This window comes from Streptomyces sp. NBC_01224 (assembly GCF_036002945.1).
Lineage (GTDB): Bacteria > Actinomycetota > Actinomycetes > Streptomycetales > Streptomycetaceae > Streptomyces.
In genome coordinates this window covers 5,525,974-5,544,577 of record NZ_CP108529.1, presented here as the reverse complement: position 1 = coordinate 5,544,577, position 18,604 = coordinate 5,525,974, and the positions used below count along the sequence as shown (strand labels likewise).

Annotated in this window: 15 protein-coding genes and 1 pseudogene; 6 read left to right on the top strand and 10 right to left on the bottom strand. The window is 69.0% G+C overall.

Translation table 11 applies throughout. The annotated features are described in order from the left end of the window. The first annotated feature begins 132 nt into the window (after positions 1 to 132). Together OG609_RS24920 and OG609_RS24915 are read left to right on the top strand one after the other, a co-directional pair. Positions 133 to 1,941: an LCP family glycopolymer transferase gene (locus tag OG609_RS24920; protein WP_327274853.1), complete on the top strand. Its 1,809-nt coding sequence runs from the start codon at positions 133 to 135 to the stop codon at positions 1,939 to 1,941. A 49-nt stretch (positions 1,942 to 1,990) separates the two neighbouring features. Next, positions 1,991 to 3,670, top strand: a complete 1,680-nt coding sequence (locus tag OG609_RS24915) for an LCP family protein (protein WP_327274852.1) — start codon at positions 1,991 to 1,993, stop codon at positions 3,668 to 3,670. 76 nt (positions 3,671 to 3,746) lie between these two features. Here OG609_RS24915 and OG609_RS24910 read toward each other — a convergent pair whose 3' ends face one another. Further along, positions 3,747 to 4,760 carry a glycosyltransferase family 2 protein gene (locus OG609_RS24910; protein WP_327274851.1) on the bottom strand — a complete coding sequence of 338 codons (1,014 nt, stop codon included), beginning with the start codon at positions 4,758 to 4,760 and terminating at the stop codon, positions 3,747 to 3,749. A gap of 180 nt (positions 4,761 to 4,940) precedes the next feature. Between OG609_RS24910 and OG609_RS24905 the strand changes: the two genes are divergently transcribed. After that, positions 4,941 to 6,404: an LCP family protein gene (locus OG609_RS24905; RefSeq protein WP_442818000.1), complete on the top strand. Its 1,464-nt coding sequence runs from the start codon at positions 4,941 to 4,943 to the stop codon at positions 6,402 to 6,404. 18 nt (positions 6,405 to 6,422) lie between these two features. Here the strand turns inward: OG609_RS24905 and OG609_RS24900 are convergent, their stop codons facing one another. After that, complete coding sequence (locus OG609_RS24900) at positions 6,423 to 6,971, bottom strand: acyl-CoA thioesterase (protein ID WP_327274849.1); 549 nt, start codon at positions 6,969 to 6,971, stop codon at positions 6,423 to 6,425. Positions 6,972 to 7,090: 119 nt separating this feature from the next. Here OG609_RS24900 and OG609_RS24895 point away from each other — a divergent pair, with 119 nt between their 5' ends. Next, on the top strand, positions 7,091 to 8,365 hold the full coding sequence (locus OG609_RS24895; RefSeq protein ID WP_327274848.1) for an LCP family protein: 1,275 nt from the start codon (positions 7,091 to 7,093) through the stop codon (positions 8,363 to 8,365). A 164-nt stretch (positions 8,366 to 8,529) separates the two neighbouring features. Here the strand turns inward: OG609_RS24895 and OG609_RS24890 are convergent, their stop codons facing one another. The 4 genes and pseudogenes from OG609_RS24890 to OG609_RS24875 form a co-directional block, all read right to left on the bottom strand. Then, a complete protein-coding gene (locus OG609_RS24890; protein ID WP_327274847.1) occupies positions 8,530 to 9,006 on the bottom strand; it encodes a hypothetical protein in 477 nt (158 codons plus the stop codon). A 38-nt stretch (positions 9,007 to 9,044) separates the two neighbouring features. After that, positions 9,045 to 9,401, bottom strand: a complete 357-nt coding sequence (locus OG609_RS24885) for a DUF5954 family protein (protein ID WP_327274846.1) — start codon at positions 9,399 to 9,401, stop codon at positions 9,045 to 9,047. Positions 9,402 to 9,411: 10 nt separating this feature from the next. Further along, the gene (locus OG609_RS24880; protein WP_327274845.1) at positions 9,412 to 12,420 is read right to left on the bottom strand and encodes a carboxypeptidase regulatory-like domain-containing protein; all 3,009 of its coding nucleotides are present in this window, start codon (positions 12,418 to 12,420) and stop codon (positions 9,412 to 9,414) included. Between the two features lie 310 nt (positions 12,421 to 12,730). Next, positions 12,731 to 12,907 (bottom strand): annotated as a pseudogene (locus tag OG609_RS24875) (DUF4440 domain-containing protein); the annotation flags it as partial. Between the two features lie 25 nt (positions 12,908 to 12,932). On the opposite strand from OG609_RS24875, the gene OG609_RS24870 reads away from it, so the two are divergent. After that, a complete protein-coding gene (locus OG609_RS24870; RefSeq protein ID WP_327278179.1) occupies positions 12,933 to 14,612 on the top strand; it encodes a sensor histidine kinase in 1,680 nt (559 codons plus the stop codon). 52 nt (positions 14,613 to 14,664) lie between these two features. Here the strand turns inward: OG609_RS24870 and OG609_RS24865 are convergent, their stop codons facing one another. Together OG609_RS24865 and OG609_RS24860 are read right to left on the bottom strand one after the other, a co-directional pair. Further along, positions 14,665 to 15,498 carry an ABC transporter permease gene (locus OG609_RS24865; RefSeq protein ID WP_385655501.1) on the bottom strand — a complete coding sequence of 278 codons (834 nt, stop codon included), beginning with the start codon at positions 15,496 to 15,498 and terminating at the stop codon, positions 14,665 to 14,667. Then, positions 15,495 to 16,439, bottom strand: coding sequence for an ABC transporter ATP-binding protein (locus OG609_RS24860; RefSeq protein ID WP_327274844.1), 945 nt, complete (start codon positions 16,437 to 16,439; stop codon positions 15,495 to 15,497). The genes OG609_RS24865 and OG609_RS24860 overlap by 4 nt, the downstream gene beginning before the upstream one ends. A 155-nt stretch (positions 16,440 to 16,594) precedes the next feature. Here OG609_RS24860 and OG609_RS24855 point away from each other — a divergent pair, with 155 nt between their 5' ends. Next, positions 16,595 to 17,251, top strand: coding sequence for a response regulator transcription factor (locus tag OG609_RS24855; protein ID WP_327274843.1), 657 nt, complete (start codon positions 16,595 to 16,597; stop codon positions 17,249 to 17,251). A gap of 238 nt (positions 17,252 to 17,489) precedes the next feature. Here OG609_RS24855 and OG609_RS24850 read toward each other — a convergent pair whose 3' ends face one another. Both OG609_RS24850 and OG609_RS24845 read right to left on the bottom strand, forming a co-directional pair. Then, positions 17,490 to 17,699 (bottom strand): DUF397 domain-containing protein, encoded by a 210-nt coding sequence (locus tag OG609_RS24850; protein ID WP_327274842.1) that lies wholly within the window; start codon positions 17,697 to 17,699, stop codon positions 17,490 to 17,492. Beyond that, positions 17,696 to 18,574, bottom strand: a complete 879-nt coding sequence (locus OG609_RS24845; protein ID WP_327274841.1) for a helix-turn-helix domain-containing protein — start codon at positions 18,572 to 18,574, stop codon at positions 17,696 to 17,698. The genes OG609_RS24850 and OG609_RS24845 overlap by 4 nt, the downstream gene beginning before the upstream one ends. Between the last annotated feature and the right edge of the window lie 30 nt (positions 18,575 to 18,604).

The window sequence follows — 18,604 nt, the reverse complement described above, 5'->3', positions numbered from 1 at the left end:
CGCCGAACCGGGCCGATAGTGTGACGCGATCCGGTGCTTCCGGCCGCCAGGCCGCGCACTTCTGGAGCGAAAGATCGAGCGCCTGATCGGGGGAGGCGCCTCGCGTGGCACCGACGGAGGACTCAAGAAACCGTGGATGCGCAAAGCCGTGGGCGGGCGGATGAAATCGACCCCGCAGACCAGTGGGTTCTCAACCCGCACACCGGTGATTACGAACTGCGACTGAATCATTCCGGAGCGGATTCGGCCGGCACTTCCCAGACGTCCGGTCCGCGTATCCCCAATCGCAGACGACCTGTCCGCGACGGTGGCGGCGAGCGCAGAGGCACGGCTCGTGACGGCAGTGGCGAGCGGCAGGGTCCGGCCCGTGACGGGCACGGGTCCGCTCCGCGCCGCGAGGTGCCGGGGCAGCGCAGCCGCCGTTCGGCCAATGGCCCGCGCGGCCAGGAGGGTTCGGGCCCTGGCGAGAGCACGGGCCGCCGCAGCCGCAAGGCCCCCAAGGCGCGCCGCAAGAAGGCGTTGCTGTGGACGGGCGGCACGATGGCCTTCGTACTGGTCGGCCTGTCGGTGGGCGGATACGCGCTCTACCAGCACTTCAACGGCAACCTGAGCACCGTCGACATCGGCAGCGCCGGCAACAAGAACGTCTTCGACAACGACGCCCCGGTCAACATATTGATCATCGGGACCGACAAGCGCACCGGTAAGGGCAACGAGGGGTACGGCGACAAGGGCAGCGTGGGCCACGCCGACACCAACATCCTCTTCCACGTCTCCAAGGACCGCACCAACGCGACGGCGCTCAGCATCCCGCGCGACCTGATCACCAACATCCCGGACTGCACCGTCAAGCAGCCGGACGGCTCGGAGAAGGTCATTCCGGGTACGCAGAACGTCCGCTTCAACGTCAGCCTCGGCCAGGACGGCCGCGACCCGGGCTGCACCATGAACACGGTCAAGGAGATCACCGGCCTGAAGCCCGACCACTTCATGATGGTCGACTTCAACGCGGTGAAGGAGCTGTCCACCGCGGTTGGCGGCGTCAAGGTCTGCCTGGCACATCCGGTCAAGGACAAGGACTCGCACCTGGACCTGCCGGAGGGTGAGAGCAAGATCCAGGGCGAGGACGCGCTGGCGTTCGTACGGACCCGGCACAGCTTCGGCAATAAGAGCGACCTGGACCGGATCAAGGTGCAGCAGCAGTTCATCGGCTCGATGATCCGGCGAATGCAGTCGGACGACACCCTGACCAGCCCGACGAAGCTGTACAAGCTGGCGGACGCGGCGACCAAGGCCCTCACGGTCGACAAGGCCATCGGCACAGGGAAGAAGCTGGTGTCGCTGGCCACGGAGCTCAGCAAGGTCGACACGAAGAACATCACCTTCGTGACGGTCCCGGTGATAGACAACCCGGCCGAGCCGAAGCCCATCACGGTGGTGCTGCATCCGGAGAAGGCGGACCAGCTCTTCGCGATGATGCGCGAGGACACCTCACTGACCGAGGTGAAGTCGCAGAAGAAGGCGGCGAAGAGCAAGCAGGACGCGCTCCTCAAGGGCTCCAAGGCCGCCGCGGCCGATGTACGTGTCGATGTGTTCAACGGCGGCAAGATCGCCGGTGGCGCGCAGAAGACGGTCACCTGGCTGCAGACCGAGCAGGGCGTGCTCAAGTCCACGAACAAGGCCAACGCCCCGGCGAAGATCGACAAGACGACCCTGGAGTACGCGCCGAACCAGGCGGACCAGGCCCGTGCGCTGGCCGCCATGATGGGCCTGCCCGGCTCCGCCATGAAGAAGGGCACCACGGACGCCGAGGGGCTCCAGGCGATGGTGCTGACGCTGGGCGCCGACTTCGAGGGCGCGGGCGTTCCCATCACGGGACCGGCAAAGGCGCCGGCAGATATTCCGCTAGCAAACGCCGACAAGGCAGAGTGCGCCAAGTGACACCGGGTCACTGCGCCAAACCACGAGTCTGAGCAGCAGGGGGGTCCTGGTGGGACGGAGCAGTACGCCTGGGGAGGGGACGCGACCACGCGTCCGGCACGCCGGCCAACTCGGCTGGGACGACGGGCTATACGAGGACGCCCCGGAGAAGGGGCCGGACTCCGGCGCGTCCGGCGGACGGTCCGCCCCGGCGGACAGCGGCCATCGGCGCGGCGGCCCCAAGCGGCGCGGCAAGAAGGGCAAGCGCCGGGCGCTGCGCTGGGTCGCCGCGGTTCTCGCGCTGTTCATACTCGGCGGCGCGGGCGCCGGATACCTCTATTACGAGCACCTCAACGGGAACCTCAAAAAAGAGGACCTGAACATCGGCGACAAGAAGATGGCCGAGCACAAGGCCAACGCCGCCGGCCAGACCCCGCTGAACATCCTGCTCATCGGCTCGGACGCGCGGGACTCCAAGGAGAACCAGAAGCTCGGCGGGGCCAAGGACACCTTCGGGGCGCCGCCGCTGGCCGATGTGCAGATGCTGCTCCATCTCTCCGCCGACCGCAGCAACATGTCGGTGATCAGCATGCCGCGCGACACACTGCTGAAGATCCCGAAGTGCACCGACTCGAAGACGAAGCACGTCTACCCCGCGACCACGGGCCTGGCGATGACCAACGAGACGCTCGGCCGCGGCGGTCCCGGATGCACCGTGGCCACCTGGTACGAGCTCACCGGCATCACCATCGACCACTTCATGATGATCGACTTCGCCGGTGTGGTCTCGATGGCCGACGCGATCGGCGGTGTCCCGGTCTGCGTCAAGGGCAACGTCTACTCCCACACGCGCGCCGGCAAGGGCTCCGGGCTGAAGCTGGAGAAGGGCACCACGAAGATCAAGGGCAAGCAGGCCCTCCAGTGGCTGCGCACCCGCTACGGCTTCGAGGACGGCACCGACCTCGGCCGTACCCACGCCCAGCACATGTACATGAACTCGATGGTCCGTGAGCTGCGCAAGGGCACCAAGCTCACCGACCCGGGCAAGCTGACGAACCTCGCCGAGGCGGCGACCGACGCGCTGACGGTCGACAAGGGCGACAAGGGCCTCGGCGACGTCAAGAAGCTGTACGACCTCGCGGAGGAGCTCAAGAAGCCGCCCACCAAGCGCATCACGATGACGACGATGCCGAACGTCTACGGAACGGGCGTGAACAAGGGCCGGGTGCTCCCCAAGCCCGTCGAAGCCGATCAGCTGTTCCAGATGGTCCGCGACGACATCCCGCTCGACGGCAAGGCGTCCAAGCGCAAGGCCCCGGCCGCCAAGAAGCCCACGTCGCCCGTCGCCGAGATCCCGGTCAGCGTCCGCAACGGAACCCGCACCGACACCGAGTACCCGGTCAAGGGCCGCGCGACAGCGGTCAAGGGGCTGCTGACCGGGAAGGGCTTCATCCAGACCACGATCGACACGCAGAACACCGCGGCGGCGGCGCGCACCGGGGTGCTCTTCCCCAGCGTGGACATGGAGGGCAATGCCCAGGCCGTCGCCAAGGCGCTCGGCATCCCGCTGACGGCGGTGAAGAAGTCGACCGACGTCTCGGGCATCACGCTGACCGTGGGGGCCGACTGGCGCGAGGACGGGGACTACACCGCGCCGAGCGCCGCGGAGAAGACTCCGGAGAGCGCCCGCGCCCTGAACGGCGACGACGAGGGGGCCTGCATGGACATCCAGCCGGGCTTCGGCTGGTAGCGCCGGACCGGGCACAACGCACGGTGGGGGCCTTCCGACACATCGGAAGGCCCCCACACCGCGTCGGCGGCTGTCCCTACACCGTGACGGCCGGGCGCCGGCTGGCGATGACCTTCTTCGCCAGCGAGCGCGGGCTGGTCAGGAAGCCGTACCCCCACGACATGTGCATCGTCGCGAGGGCCACCGGGATCTGCGCCCGCGCCTTCAGCGACAGGCCCTTGCCCGCCGGGAGGGACCCGGCGACGATCGCCGCGACGTATCCGGCGGGAACGACGAACGCCCACGGGGTGACAGCCGCGCCGACCACGATGCCCGCCGCGATCGCGCAGACGGCGGTGGGCGGCGCCAGGTAGCGCAGATTGATCGAGCCGGAGTGGTAACGGGCGACGACGTGCCGCCAGCGACCGTAGTCCTTGTACTGCTTGGCGAGCGCCTTGATGGAGGGCCGCGGCCGGTACTGCACCTTCAGCTCGGGCGAGAACCAGATCAGGCCGCCCGCCTCGCGGATGCGGAAGTTCAGCTCCCAGTCCTGGGCGCGGATGAACTCCACGTTGTAGCCGTCCGCCTTCTCCAAGGCCTCACGGCGGAACACACCGAGATATACGGTCTCCGCAGGGCCTGCCTGGCCGCCGGTGTGGAAGGCCGCGTTGCCGACGCCGATCTTCGACGTCATGGCCGCGGCCACGGCGTCCTCCCAGGCGTTCTCGCCCTCGGCGTGCATGATGCCGCCGACGTTCTGCGCACCGGTCTCCTCCAGGAGGCGGACCGCGGTCGCGATGTAGTTCGGCGAGAGCATGCCGTGACCGTCGACCCGCACGACTATGGGGTGGCGGGAGGCCTTGATCGCGGCGTTGAGGGCGGCGGGGGTGCGACCGGTCGGGTTCGGGACGGTGTGGACCCGGGGGTCCTCGCGCACCAGCTCCGCGGCGATCTCGTCCGTACGGTCCGTGGAGGGGCCCAGCGCGATCACTACCTCCATCTCACCTGCGTACTCCTGCTCCAGGATGTGCCGGACGGAGTTCCTGAGATGGCGTTCCTCATCGAGCACCGGCATGATCACGGAGACGGCGGGGTGCTGCACGGCAGACATGGTGGTCCTCGGGTGGTCCTCGGGGCGCCGGGGGTTCGCACCCCACCAGGCGGCGTTATTCGGCCGCCACGTTACCGCGAATGGGGGACACCGGCGCGCGCCACCGGGTTGCTTCGCGGACTGCAGATCGTATGGGCCTACTGTGCGAACGATCCCCCCTGCACCGCGGAGGTTCCCCCCGTGCCCACGCCGCACCCCTCCCCCCGTTCGCCGCGCTCCCGCCCGGTTCCGCCGCAGCGCAGGTCCAGAAAGCGGAACGGACGGCCGCGCTGGGGCATGCGGGTGGTGACCGGCATCTCCGTGCTGGTGCTCGGGGCCGGTGGCATCGGCCATGCGGTGGTGACCAGCCTGGAGACCGGGATCGACCGGATCGACCCGTTCAAGGACATGAAGAACCGGCCCCGGGCCGGCTATGGCACGAATCTGCTGCTCGTGGGCACCGACGGCCGCGACAAGATCACCCGGGAGGAGAAGGAGAAGTACCGGCTGGGCGGTGTGCCCTGCAACTGCACCGACACGGTCATGCTGGTGCATCTGTCGGCGGACAAGGAGCGCGCGAGCGTCGTCTCGCTGCCGCGGGACAGCTATGCCGAGATCCCCGAGCACAAGGACCGGACCACCGGCCGGATCCGCGCCGCCCACCCGGTGAAGCTGAACGCCGCCTACGCCGAGGGCGGCCCCGGTCTGACCGTGCGGACCGTCGAGCACATGACCGGCATCAAGATCGACCACTACCTGGAGGTCGACTTCACCAGCTTCATGAAGACGGTGGACGCCCTGGGCGGGGTGCAGATCTGCACGGCCCGGCCACTGAAGGACTCGTACACCGGTCTCGTTCTCCCCGCGGGCACCCATCATCTGGACGGCGGGCAGGCGCTCCAGTACGTGCGCTCCCGGCATATCGACGGGGCCGCCGACCTGGGCCGGATGCAGCGCCAGCAGAAGTTCCTCGCCTCGCTGATCAAGCAGGCGACCCGCAGCGGTGTGCTGCTCAATCCGGTGAAGTTCCGGGACGTCGCCTCGACGATGCTGAGGTCGGTCCGGGCCGACAAGGGGTTCGATACGGAGCAGATGCTGGAGCTCGGTCAGGCGATGCGCGGCTTCTCCCCCGCCTCGTCCGAGTTCGCCTCCGTACCGATGGGGAACGTCGCCTACCCGGTCAAGGGCGTCGGCACCACGGTCAAATGGGACGAGCGGAAGTCGAAGAAGCTCTTCCAGGCACTGCGCGACGACCGGCCGCTCGCCCCGGTGCGGCCCGAGCAGCCGAAGGACGCGACGAAGGTCGGTGTCGCCCCGCGGCAGATCCGCGTCCAGGTCTACAACGGGACCTCGAAGGACGGGCTCGGCAAGACAGTCGACGACGCACTGCACGCCACCGGTTTCAACACCACGCGGGCTCCGCTGAACGGGGAGCCGCAGGATCTCAAGCGCACCCTGATCACCTACGACCCGCGCTGGGACCTGTCCGCGAAGTCCCTGGCCGTGGCATTGCCCGGGGCCGAGCTACGGGCGGTGCGGGGGCAGGGCCCCACGATGAAGGTGACGGCGGGCCCGGACTTCGAGAAGGTGAAGCGGGTGCGGGCCGAGGAGACGAACCGGGGCGAGTTCGGCACGGTCACGGGCGACCAGGAGGCCTGCCCGTGACCGCGGGTACGTCGGGGCTCAGTCCTCGATGCCGTCCGCCGCGCGCTTCTCGCGCAGTTCCCTGATCGCGCGGCGCCTGGCGAGGCGGTGGGTGCGCCGGATCTGCGCCTCCTGGTAGCGCCGCTTGTCGCGCTCCGTCTCCGGGATCACGTGCGGTACGGGGCGCGGCTTGCCGTCCGCGTCGACCGCGGCGAACACCAGATACGCGCTGCCGACCTGCTGGGCGGGGGTGGATTCGTTCCACCGCTCGGCCATGACCCGGACACCGACCTCCATCGAGGAGCGGCCCGTCCAGTTCACCTGGGCCCGGACGTGAACAAGGTCACCCACGCGGACCGGCTCCAGGAAGACCATCTCGTCCATCGAGGCCGTCACCGCGGGTCCGCCGGAGTGCCGGCCGGCCACGGCGCCCGCCGCGTCGTCGACCAGTTTCATGATCACTCCACCGTGCACCGTGCCCAGCAGATTGGTGTCGTTGCCGGTCATGATGTGGCTGAGGGTGGTCCGGGAAGCGGCGGTCGACTTGCCCGGAATGTCGCCCTCCGGGCGCGGGGCCTGATCTGTCATACCGTCCACCTTATGCGGGGGCTTCCGCCCGGCAGCAATGCATCAGCTTCGCAACAGCCCTGATGCGATTTCCCGCACCCCCTGTAATCGCAGGGCGCCCGGCCTGCACACTGGACCGCATGAACGATTGGCCCGAGGGCTGGACCGACGACAACCGCAGCGGCAACCGCTACGGGCAGGGAAGCAACAGTGACCGGCCCGAGGGCGCCCGCGTGATGCCGCATGTCCAGCGGCGCCCCGCACCGCCGCAGCAGCGCCCCGCACCGCCCCGGCAGCGGCAGCCGGAGCCGCCGCAGTACGCCGGCGGCTACGACGACAACGCAGGGTACGACAACGGTTACAACACGGGCCAGGTCTACGGTGGCGGTGGCAACGGCGGCGGCCGGGGTGACGGCGGTTACGTCCAAGGGCGCCCGGCGCCCAACTGGGGCCGCCGAATAAAGATAGGCACGCTGTCCCTGGTCGTCGTGGTGCTCGCGGTCTCCATCGGCACCTACTTCTGGGCCGACTCCAAGCTCAAGCGCGAGGTGGACCTCTCCAAGGTGATCGAGCGACCGCACGAGGGCGACGGCACCAACTACCTGATCGTCGGCTCCGACAGCCGCGCGGGCATGACGGCCGAGGACAAGAAGAGGCTCCACACCGGCTCGGCCGAGGGCAAGCGGACCGACTCGATGATGATCCTGCACGACGGTTCGAACGGCCCGACGCTGGTCTCGCTGCCGCGTGACTCGAACGTCGAGATCCCCTCGTTCAAGGGCTCCGACTCCGGCAAGCTCTACCCGGCCCGCGGCCAGTACACCAAGCTGAACGCCGCCTACGCCATGGACGGCCCCGAACTCCTCGTCCGTACCGTCGAGTTCAACACCGGACTCCACATCGACCACTACGTCGAGATCGGCTTCGGCGGCTTCGCCAAGATCGTGGACGCGATCGGCGGCGTGGAGCTCGACATCCCCAAGGCGTTCAAGGACAAGTACTCCGGCGCCGACTTCCAGGCGGGCAAGCAGACCCTCGACGGCCAGCAGGCCCTCGCCTTCGTCCGCACCCGGCACGCGTTCACGTCCGACCTGGACCGTACGAAGAACCAGCAGAAGTTCCTCGCGGCGCTGGCGAGCCAGACGGCGACGCCGTCCACGATCCTCAACCCGTTCAAGCTGTACCCGACGATGGGCGCCGGTCTCGACACCCTGGTCGTCGACAAGGACATGTCGCTGTGGGATCTGGGCCAGATGTTCTTCGCGATGAAGGGCGTCACGGGCGGTGACGGCGCGTCCATGAACATGCCGATCTCCGGCTCCACGGGCGGCAATCTGGTCTGGGACAAGGCCAAGGTCAAGCAGCTGGTGGAACAGCTCAACAACGACGAGAAGGTCACCGTCTCCGGCAACTGACGGCAGGCGGCAGCAGGCACGAGCGGGGCCCGGCCGGTTCGCCGTCCGGGCCCTGCTTCATGTCGGACGCGGGGCCGGGAAGCCCGGCCCGTTCGACCGCAGCGCGCGGGCGCAGCCCTCGGCCCGCGCTTCCCGGATCCGCCGCTCGCTCACATCGAACGCGGTCATCGCGCGCCTTCGACGGGCCCCTGCGGCTCGACCTCGTCGAGGTCCTCGTACAGCGCGTCCAGAATCCGTCCGGTGGGCTCGCCCTCCGGTGACAGCTCGGCCAGGCACCAGCCGGGCAGCTTCTGCTCGACCTCGGGCGGAAGATCGCCGTCCGCAGGGTCGGCCAGGCCGTAGAGAAGGCCGAACGCGGTCTCCTTCGCCACCTCTCGGGCTATCTCCCCCAGGTCGCCGGGGGTCAGGCCGATGGCCAGCGCCCGCTCGACGGCGCCACCGGCGAGCCCGTCCTTCCGGTACGCCTCGACCCAGTCGGAGGCCGCGGCACTCCATCCGTCGATGTCCTGCCAGACCATGCGCAGGAACCGGTAGCGGGCGAGCTGTGGAATGTTCTCCTCGGCCTCGGAGTCGGCCCAGCCCGCGGCGTCGTCGGCGCCGAGCGCGGTGAACAGGTCGGTGAGCTTGTCGATGTCGGTCATGGACGTGGAAGGTACGCGACGCGGCTGCCATGCAGCGATCAGGAGTTGCCCCGGGTCCACCGCCGCTCGTTGGAGTTGACGTTGCCCCACTCGTCCACCGCGTCCATCGCGGGGTGGATCCGCGTGGGTTCCTGGACGTCGATGTCCGAGCACCGTGGGCCCTTCGGGCCGACCGGCCCGATACGCATCATCCGTTCGACCCGGACGATCTGGAAGCAGCGTCCCCGCACCTCCGGCTCATGGGGCCGGACCTGCTTCGTGAATCCCTCCGCCGCCCGTGCGTACCCGGCGGCCTCCCGCTCGTCGACCTCCTCGGTCAGCGGCAGGAACTCCTTCAGGCCATGGGCCGGTGAGCGCGCGGGCCGGCCCCGAGGGGCCGGCCCGCGCTGTTTCACGGAAACAGGGTCACGAGGCCTTCTTCAGCGTGAAGTTGCCGGTCGTCGTCTCCCCCTTCTTGAGCTTCACAGTGGTGACCACCGGCTGGTAGCCGTCCTTGGCCACGATCACGGTGACCGGGTTGTTGCGGGTGTCGAACCACAGGCCGAAGGTGCCGTCCTTGGCGGTCCGCAGCGTGTAGCTGTTCGCCCAGCTGTCGATCTGGACGGTCGCCCCGGCCAGTGGCGCGGTGCCGCCCTTGCCGTCGGCGCCCAGCACGGTGCCGGCGTACTTGCCCCAGTTCTTCGGCGGGTTGACGTGCATCTTCACGTCGATCGGGACGCCGGCGTACGGGGTGTCGGTCTGGACGGTCAGCGCCGCGGTGTAGTCGCCGGGCTGGGTGACCTCGGGGACGGTGGCGTCCAGGCCGACGGTGATCGTGGTGCTCTCCCCGGGCTGGAGTGTCACCTTGTCCTTGCTCATGGACAGCCAGCTGACGTCCGAGGACTCGCCGCCCTGGTCGTAGCCGGGCAGCACCTCGACGGTGGACACCGGCGGCGTCGAGCTGCCGCCGGGGTTGCCGCCGACCTTGTAGAAGCCGGAGGAAGCACCCACACGGTAGACGCTGGTGTTGGCGTTGGGCAGGGCGGTCCAGCTGCCGGTGCCCGGGTCGAAGGCGTAGCCCTGGTTGGTGATGTCGGCGCTGTTGTTGGTGACACCGCTGGAGACCAGCAGCTTGCCGTTGCCCACGCTGTACGCCGAACCCCACAGGTCGGCGGGCATGTCGGCGACGGGCGACCAGTTGTCGGCGCCCGGGTCGTAGACGTAGGCGTGCTTGGTCGAACTGGTGCCGCTGTTGCCACCGGCGCAGTAGAGCTTGCCGTCGATGCCGCCGCAGGACTGCCAGGAGATCGGCTCCGGGTAGGAGGCGATCTGGGACCAGCTGTCCGACGACGGGTCGTAGACCGTGGCGTCCGTGGTGCCACAGCTGTCGGTGCAGCCGCCGACGACGTACAGCTTGCCGCCGAGCACCGCGCTGCCCGAACCGGCGTACGGCTTGGGCGAGGACGCCTTGGTGGACCAGCTGTTCGACGCCGGGTCGTAGACCTCCAGCTTGGCGTCGGGGTCGCCGCTGGCACCCCAGCCGCCGACCACGTACAGCTTGCCGCCGATGAAGCCATGGGCCGGGATGCCCTCGCGGGTGTCGGCCGCGGAGGCCAGCTTGGTCCAGGAGCCGCTGTCGGGGTCGTAGGAGTACAGCGCGTTGGTGTCCTCGCTGCCTGTGTAGCCGAAGGCGGAGTAGACCTTGCCGTCGTAGACGGCGACCGCGTTGTCCTGCACCGTGGTCGGCAGGTTGGCCACCGGCTGCCAGGCGTCACCGGCCGCGTTGGCCGCCGGAGCCGCATCCGAGGTCTTGCCCTTGCTGAGGGCCAGCGGGGAGTAGTTGCCCTTCACCAGGTTGAGCGGCGCGCCGCCCTTGACCTGCTGGGTGAAGCCGCCCGGCTGCTCGCCCAGGGTGAGGCTGGCAGGCGCACCGCCAGTGTTCTTCACCGTCAGGTTCTGGGTGGCCTGCTTGCCCCAGTCGACCGTCTTGTCGATCGAGCCGGGGGTGAACGCCAGCTTGCCGGCCTTCAGGTTGAAGACCGCCTGGGTGGTGCTGTCCGGTGCCACGTTCACCGTCTTGGCCAGGTCGGCGTATTTCGACTTGGAGGCGGTGTAGGTGTGGCTGCCGGTCTTGGAGGTGAACATCCAGTAGAAGCCGCCGCCGAGTGCCGGGTCGTCCGGGGTGGCCGCGGTGATGGCCTTGTCCTGCGAGGCGTCGGTGTTGACGACAGTGGCGCCGACGACGCCGTCGTCGGTGTTGGCGTCCTTCACGGTACCGGCCACCAGACCACCGGTGACGGGCTCGTAGGTCCGCTTGCCCACGAACACGTTGTCGAGTTCCCACCAGTAGCCGTAGCTGCCCGTGAAGTGGAACCGCAGCTGCACGCCGGGCTTCCCGGCGTAGTCGGTCAGTGGAAGCTCGACATGGGCAGGGCCGGTCAGGGTGGTGGTGCGGTTCCAGATGTTGGTCCAGGTCGCACCGCCGTCAGTGCTGACGTCAATGTTGCCGGTCTGGTTGGTGTAGCTCTTGTAGTCGGTGTCGAACTCCAGTTGCGGGCTGTCGTTGCCGGTCAGGTCGAAGGCCGGCGTGATCAGCGAGCTGTCCTGCTTCTTGCCGCTGCCGATCTTGTCACTGTCGACCATGGCGAAGGCGCCGGAACCACCGGACTTGTTACCCCGGTTACCGAAGTCGTCGAAGGACCAGCCGCCGGTGGTGCCGTCGGCGTTGACCACGCTCCAGCCCTCGGGGGCGCCGGCGGTGGAGTCGAAGGGCTGGGTCGGGCCGGACCGCTTGACCTGGTAACCGGGCGCCGTGGCCGCCTCGGCGTCCACCGGGACCGCGACGTTCACGGTCTGCGCCGCGTCATTCACGGTCACCTGCTTGGTGACTGCCTCGTAGCCGGGGTACACGGAGGTGAAGCGCAGGGTGTAGTCGGCGCCCTGCGGCAGGTCGACGCTGTACGCGCCGGTGTACGGGTCGGTGAAGACCGGGGCGCCGGGCACGTCATCGATGGTGATCTTCGTGTAGAGCGGCCAGCCGTGGCCGGAGCCGTCGGTCACCTTACCGGTCACGGTCTGCCGGGCCACCGCGTCCAGCGCGAAGTCCATCGTGACGGTGCCATCGTCGACGACGACGCCGTTGGCCTTCTTGGGCGCGTACCCGTAGGCGTACGCGGCCATTTTGTAGGTGTCAGGCGGCACCGTCAGGTTGTAGTGCCCCTGGGCGTCGGTGGTCGACCGGTAGATACCGGCTACGACGGAGGCGCCGGAAAGCGCCTTGCCGGAGCTGTCGGTGACGGCGCCGGAGATCTCGCCATGCGAGCCGACGCCGGAGGCGGCGAGACCGCCCCCGGGATGCGTCGCGGTGGCGACGGTGCCCGGAGCGGCTGCCTCGGCGCCGGTGGCAGCCTGGGCTGCGGGTAGTCCCGCAGCCATGACTGCGACAGCCGCCGCGGTGAAAGCGGCCAGTCGCGCGGAGATCCTCCGCGCGGCCGGTCTGGAATGCCTCGAAGTGCGCAATGTGTGACTCCCATGCAGCTGAGCTGGGGTCGACCCGTGCGCTGGTTCTCGGTCGACAGCAGATGGATTCATCCGCCGGGACAACTAAACATCGTTGCCATGTTCTCGACAAGAAGGCCTCCGGGGTGGATGCACGACATAGCATGGACCCGCCCATTTGCGATGATCCATCAGCTACCGGTCACGCACCCTGGCGATGCCGGCGGCGGTGACGGTCCCGAATCGCTCAGCTCGTCAAAGTGCCCTGGTGGAAGTACATACGCCAGCCCACTTCCGTCAGACGCCACACGGAGCTCCGCCATGCCCGGCGCCCGCTGTGGTCGGCGAAGTACGTCAGATGAACGATGCCGGGAGCGAGTACGACCCCCGACATATCGCTGACCTCGACCGGAGCTTCGGGGGAAGGCTCTCGGTACCCTCGGCCCGTGATGACTCGTACGGGTATGGGCGAGGCGGACGTGTGGTCGATGAAACGCACAACCTCTGCGGTGGCGGGGCGCGCCGTGCGCGACGTGTTGTTGTGGACGGTGCTTTCGGGTGCCGGTCTCCTCTGGTACCTGGACCGTGCGCAGTCGTCCCTGACGCTGGGGTTGGTGATACCGCTGCTGGTGCTGGCGGCGGCGGTTCCGGGCAGCCGCCGACGGCCCGGCGTCGCCGTGTTCCTCGTCAATGCGCTGTGCGCGCTGGGTCTGGCCTCCCCCGGAACACCGGCGAACGCGTATCTGCTGGCCCTGGCGGTGCTGACCTTCCTGCTCGGCACCAGGTCGGCCGGTACGAGCCCGGCGCTGCCGGTGTTCGCCGGCTGCCTGGCAGTCGATCTGGGGCTCTGCGCCGTACTGCGGGTCGACGCGGTGTACTGGTTCTACGCGGTGACGCTTTTGCCGCTGGCCCTGGTGCTGCCCTGGCTGACGGGCCGCTACTGGAAGGCCCGGCAGGCGTTGGTACGCGGCGGCTGGCAACGCGCGCGCAGCCTTGAGAAGCAGCAGGGGTACGTCGCGGAGCAGGCGCGCTTGCGGGAGCGGGCGAGGATCGCGGCCGACATGCACGATTCGCTCGGGCACGAGCTCAGCCTCATCGCGTTGCGCGCGGGCGCTCTGGAGCTCTCGCCGACGCTGACGGGCCAGGACCGGAAGGACCTCGCCCAGCTGCGCGCGAGCGTCGCGGACGCGGTCGGTCACCTGCGGGACACCATCGGCGTTCTGCGTGACGGTGCCACTGCGGAGCCGATGGTGTCGTCCGTCGAGTCCGTGGAGCAACTCGTCGACCGTGTGCGGGGGTCCGGGGTCGATGTGGACCTGCGTTGTGAAGGCAAGGTGCCCGCCCTGCCGCCGCTCGTCGACCGGGCGGTGTACCGGGTGGTGCAGGAGTCGCTGACCAACTCCATCAAGCACGCCCCCGGGAGCGGAATACGCGTACGGCTCACCCGGAACGGTGGCCGGACCGAAGTACGGGTGGTCAACTCGCCTTCCCCCGCGGGCCGGTCGGCGGACGCGACGCCGGGCGGTCACGGGCTGACCGGGCTGCGGGAACGGGTCCTGATGATCGGAGGCACACTGCGGGCGGCGCCGCACGAGGGCGGGTTCGAAGTGATCGCCACCCTGCCGGACCGGGTGCGCACCGACCGGCCGGGGACCGCAGGGACCTCCGGTGCCTCGTTCGCGGAGAACGCGGAGGACACGGAGGACGCGCATTCGGGTTGGGATCCGGTATCAGAATCGGAATCGGTACGTCGGCTCGCCTCGGTCCGGCGCACTGCCAGATGGCGATTCGCCCTCGCCTTCAGCGCTCCCGCGGGAATCGGGCTCGTTACAGCCCTGTCCGCCGCCCTGCTTGCCTATCAGCTGACCACGTGCGTGCTGCGGCCACTGGACTACGCGGCGCTTCGCATCGGCGCTCCACGAAGCAGCTATGCGGCCGTGTTGCCACAGCAGACCTTTCGCTACCCGTCCGACCGTATGAAAGCGCAGCCCGCACCCGAGGGCACGGACTGCGAGTTCTACCGGTCGAACACCAATCTGCTGGACCAGGCGGATGTGTACCGGCTCTGCTGGTCGGGCTCCCGGCTGGCCGCCAAGGACGTGCTGTCCGGCCGGCCGGGCGGCGGCTGAGTTCGGACCCGTCTTCGAGCCGGCTGTTGACCGGCGCCGCTCCGAGCGGTCCTCAGGCGTCGCGCCTTCGCAGAACGAGCCAGCCGGTCAGGTGGGCGGCGACCGCCCACGACAGCAGGATCGCCATCGCTGCCACCCGCGGGTACGGGGCACCGTCGGCGCCCTGCATCACATACGTGCCCGCCGTCTGCGGCAGGTAGTCGTTGACCGCCAGGAGCACGTCGCCGCCCAGCCCGGTGAGTACGCTCGGCAGGGCCGAGACCAGGGTGAAGAGCACCGCCAGCGCTCCTGCCGAGGCCCGCAGGGCGAACGCCACCCCCACGGTGAGCACGGCGATCAGGGCGCAGTAGACGCCCATCGCCAGCACCTGGGAGAGCGCCTTGGACATCTCGAAGGTGGCGTGGCCACGGAAGGGCGCCCACGCCACCGCGATCCCCAGCACGCCGAACAGGATTCCGGCGATGAAGGCCACGGCGGCACACACGAGCGACTTGGCCAGCTGCACCCGGTGCCTGAGCGGCACCCACAGCAGCGAGGCGCGCACACTGCTCGTCGCGTACTCACTCGTCACCGTGACCATCACCAGTACGACGACGGCGAACTGCACAAGGAGAAGGGACGTCACCGGGGCATTGCCGACGGGCTGGACCGGCTTGTCGTTGATCCGGGCGATCGAACCGTAGTAGAAGGTGAAGACCGCCGTCGCCAGCGCGCCCACCGCCAGGCAGACGTACGGCGAGCGGACGGACCACATCTTGGTCCACTCGGCGGCGACCGCACCGGCGAACCCGCCTCCGGAATGACGGAGTTGATGGATCTGACCGAGCTGACGGAGGTTGTGGTGCTCGGGAACTGCGGCGTCCACAGTGGTCGGCACGGCGCTCACGCCTCCGTCTGTCGTACCGGCCGGTCGTCGCCGGCTCCGTACTCCACGCTCTGAGCGGTCAGTTCCATGTATACCTGCTCCAATGAGGGGGTCACGCTGGACAGTTCATGCAGCCGGATGCCGAGCCGGTGGGCGAGGTCGCCGACCTCCCCAACGGTGCTGCCCTTGATGACGACGGCCCCGTCGGCGGCCGGTTCGACCCGCACACCGCCGCGCCGCGTCAGCCGGTCGACCAGTGCGCGCCGGTCCTCCGGGTCGGGGGCCTGCACCCGCACCGATGCCTGCGGGCCGCTCGCCAGCAGCTCCGCCATGGACCGGTCCGCCAGCAGCCTGCCTCTCCCGATGATGACGAGCCGGTCGGCCGTCAGCTGCATCTCGCTCATCAGGTGACTGGAGAGGAAGACGGTACGGCCCTGCTCGGCCTGTTCGCGTACGAGATCACGCACCCAGCGCACCCCGTCGGGGTCGAGACCGTTGACCGGCTCGTCGAAGATGAGCACCCTCGGATCGCCGAGCAGGGCTCCCGCGACGCCGAGCCGCTGGTACATGCCGAGTGAGAACGCGCCGGCGCGCCGCCTGGCCACCTTGGCCAGCCCCACCGTCTCCAGTACCTCGTCCACCCGCTTCGCGGGGATGCCGTTGCTGCGAGCCTGGGCGAGGAGATGGCAGCGCGCCGAGCGGGCCGGGTGCAGCGCCTTCGCGTCGAGCAGCGCTCCGACCTCGCGGACCGGGTGCCGCAGCGACGCGTACGGCCTGCCGTCGATGAGCGCCTCGCCCTCGGACGGGTGGTCCAGGCCGAGGATCATCCGCATGGTGGTGGACTTACCCGCCCCGTTGGGGCCCAGGAAGCCGGTCACCTGCCCTTCCCTGATGTCGAGCGTCAAACCGTCCACGGCGACAGTTCCGCCGTACCGCTTCGTCAGCCCTCTGAGCGTGATCACATGTCCTCCGGTGTCTTCCGTACTGCCTCAACCGTAGGAATCGCCGACCCCTCCGGGCATCGGCCGCGCGGCGGTGATCACACCCCTTACTTTCGTCAGGGACCCCCTGACGATCGGTCAGTCCGCCCGCTCCGGCCCGCGGTTAGGCTGTGCCGGTGGTACGAGTACTGGTGGCAGACGACGAGGCGATGGTCCGCGCCGGAGTCCGCGCGATCCTCGCGCGGGATCCCGGCATCGAGGTCGTCGCCGAGGCACCGGACGGGCACGAGGCGGTAGAGGCCGCGCGCGTGCATCGCCCGGCCGTGGCCCTGCTGGACATCCAGATGCCCCTCCTCGACGGGATCGCCGCCGCCGCGCAGATCTACCGCGAACTCCCCGGCACCGCGGTGATCATGCTGACCACCTTCGGCGAGGACGACTTCATCGCACACGCCCTGCAGGCCGGTGCCAGCGGTTTCCTGCTCAAGGCGGACGACCCCAGGGAGCTGCTGTCGGGCGTGCACGCGGTGGCCGCAGGAGGCGCCTACCTGTCGCCGAAGGTCGCCGCCCGCGTGATCGCCGGACTGCGCACCGGCCGCCTGACGAACGGCACCCCGCTCCACCACCCGCTGGAGCGGCTGACCGAACGGGAACACACCGTCCTCTCGCTGCTCGGCTCCGGCCTGTCCAACGCCGAGATCGCCGCCCGCCTCCATCTGGTCGAAGGTACGGTGAAGGCGCATGTCAGCGCGGTCCTCAGCAAACTCGCCGTACGCAACCGGGTGGAGGCGGCGATCGTCGCGTGGGAAGCGGGGCTGGTCGGGCCTTCGTGAATCCGGGGGTCCTGTCCGGGGTTCCGGCCGACGCTCAACTCCGCGCTGCGGACACTGGAACAGTTCCAGGGCCCGCTGCGCTGACCAGCAAGCGAACGCCCCTGCCGAGCGAGCGCGGCAGGGGCGTTCGTCGGCCCGCCCGAGGGGTCCAGGGCAGAGCCAAGAAGGGGTTGGCGGTGTCGAGCGGTTGCGTGCACCCGGAGTCAAACCCAGGGCGGAGGCGCGAGTGCGTGCGGAGTCAGTGCTCGGCAGCGTGGGAGACGAAGCCTGCCCAGGCACTGGGCCCGAAGGTGAGGCGAGGGCCTTGAACGTTCTTGGAGTCTCGGACGTGCACCGTGCCGGGGGAAGCCGCGACCTCGACACAGTCATTGCCGTCGCTGCTGTCACTGAAGCTGCTCTTGAACCACTCCAACCCGGAGGCGTCCCCTGCAGAGCTCTTGCGGATCATGTCTCTCCCAGCACTTGCTCGATGAAGGCCAGTGACTCTCCTGGCGAGAGAGCCCGAGCCCGGATGATGCCATACCGCAGTTCGAGGATCCGGAGCTGCTTCGGATCGGAGACGGGGCGACCGGCGAACTCGTTGTCGGTGCGCCCTACCGCCGAGCCGTCGCCGAACTTCAACACCTGGATCCGTCCGCCCGTTCCTGGGTGATCCCCGCAGCTCGTCGGCATTACCTGGATCTCTACGTTCCGCAACTGCCCCACCTCCAGAAGGCGTTCGAGCTGTTTGCGCATCACCATTGTCCCTCCGATGGGGCGGCGTAGCGTCACCTCTTCCTGGACAAAGCTGAACTCCGGAGCAGGCTCCCGTGCGAAGACGGAGCGCCGGGCCATGCGCGCATCGACCATCCGCTGGAGCTCCTCCTGCGAGTACGCAGGCCGACGCGTAGCGAGTAGCGCCCCCATGTACGCCTCCGTCTGCAACAGCCCGTGGATGTTGTGGTTGCCGTACGCCAGAAGCTCGACCGCTCGCCCCTCCAGCTTCGCCAGGTCCCGCACCTTCTTCGGGTACCGGACCTCCGCCACATCCTGCTTCATCGCCGCGAGCTTCCCGCCTGCTCCCAGCACCTTGTCCGCCCGGTCCAGGAACTCCGGCCGAGGGATGCGCCGGCCGCCCTCCACCTTGTAGACCAGGTCCTCCCCGTACCCGATCGCAGCCCCGAACTCACCGGCTCGCAGCCCCGCCGACTCCCGCCACGCCTTGATCTGGCGGCCCACCGCAGCGACCACCGCAACCCCCGACTCGTCGTCGGGATCGACGTCCCAGCCGGGCTCGTCCGCTCCGCCGTCCCCGCGCTCCGCACCTGCCCCATTCACGCTCATCCGTGCCCCACTTCCGACGTGTATGCCGTT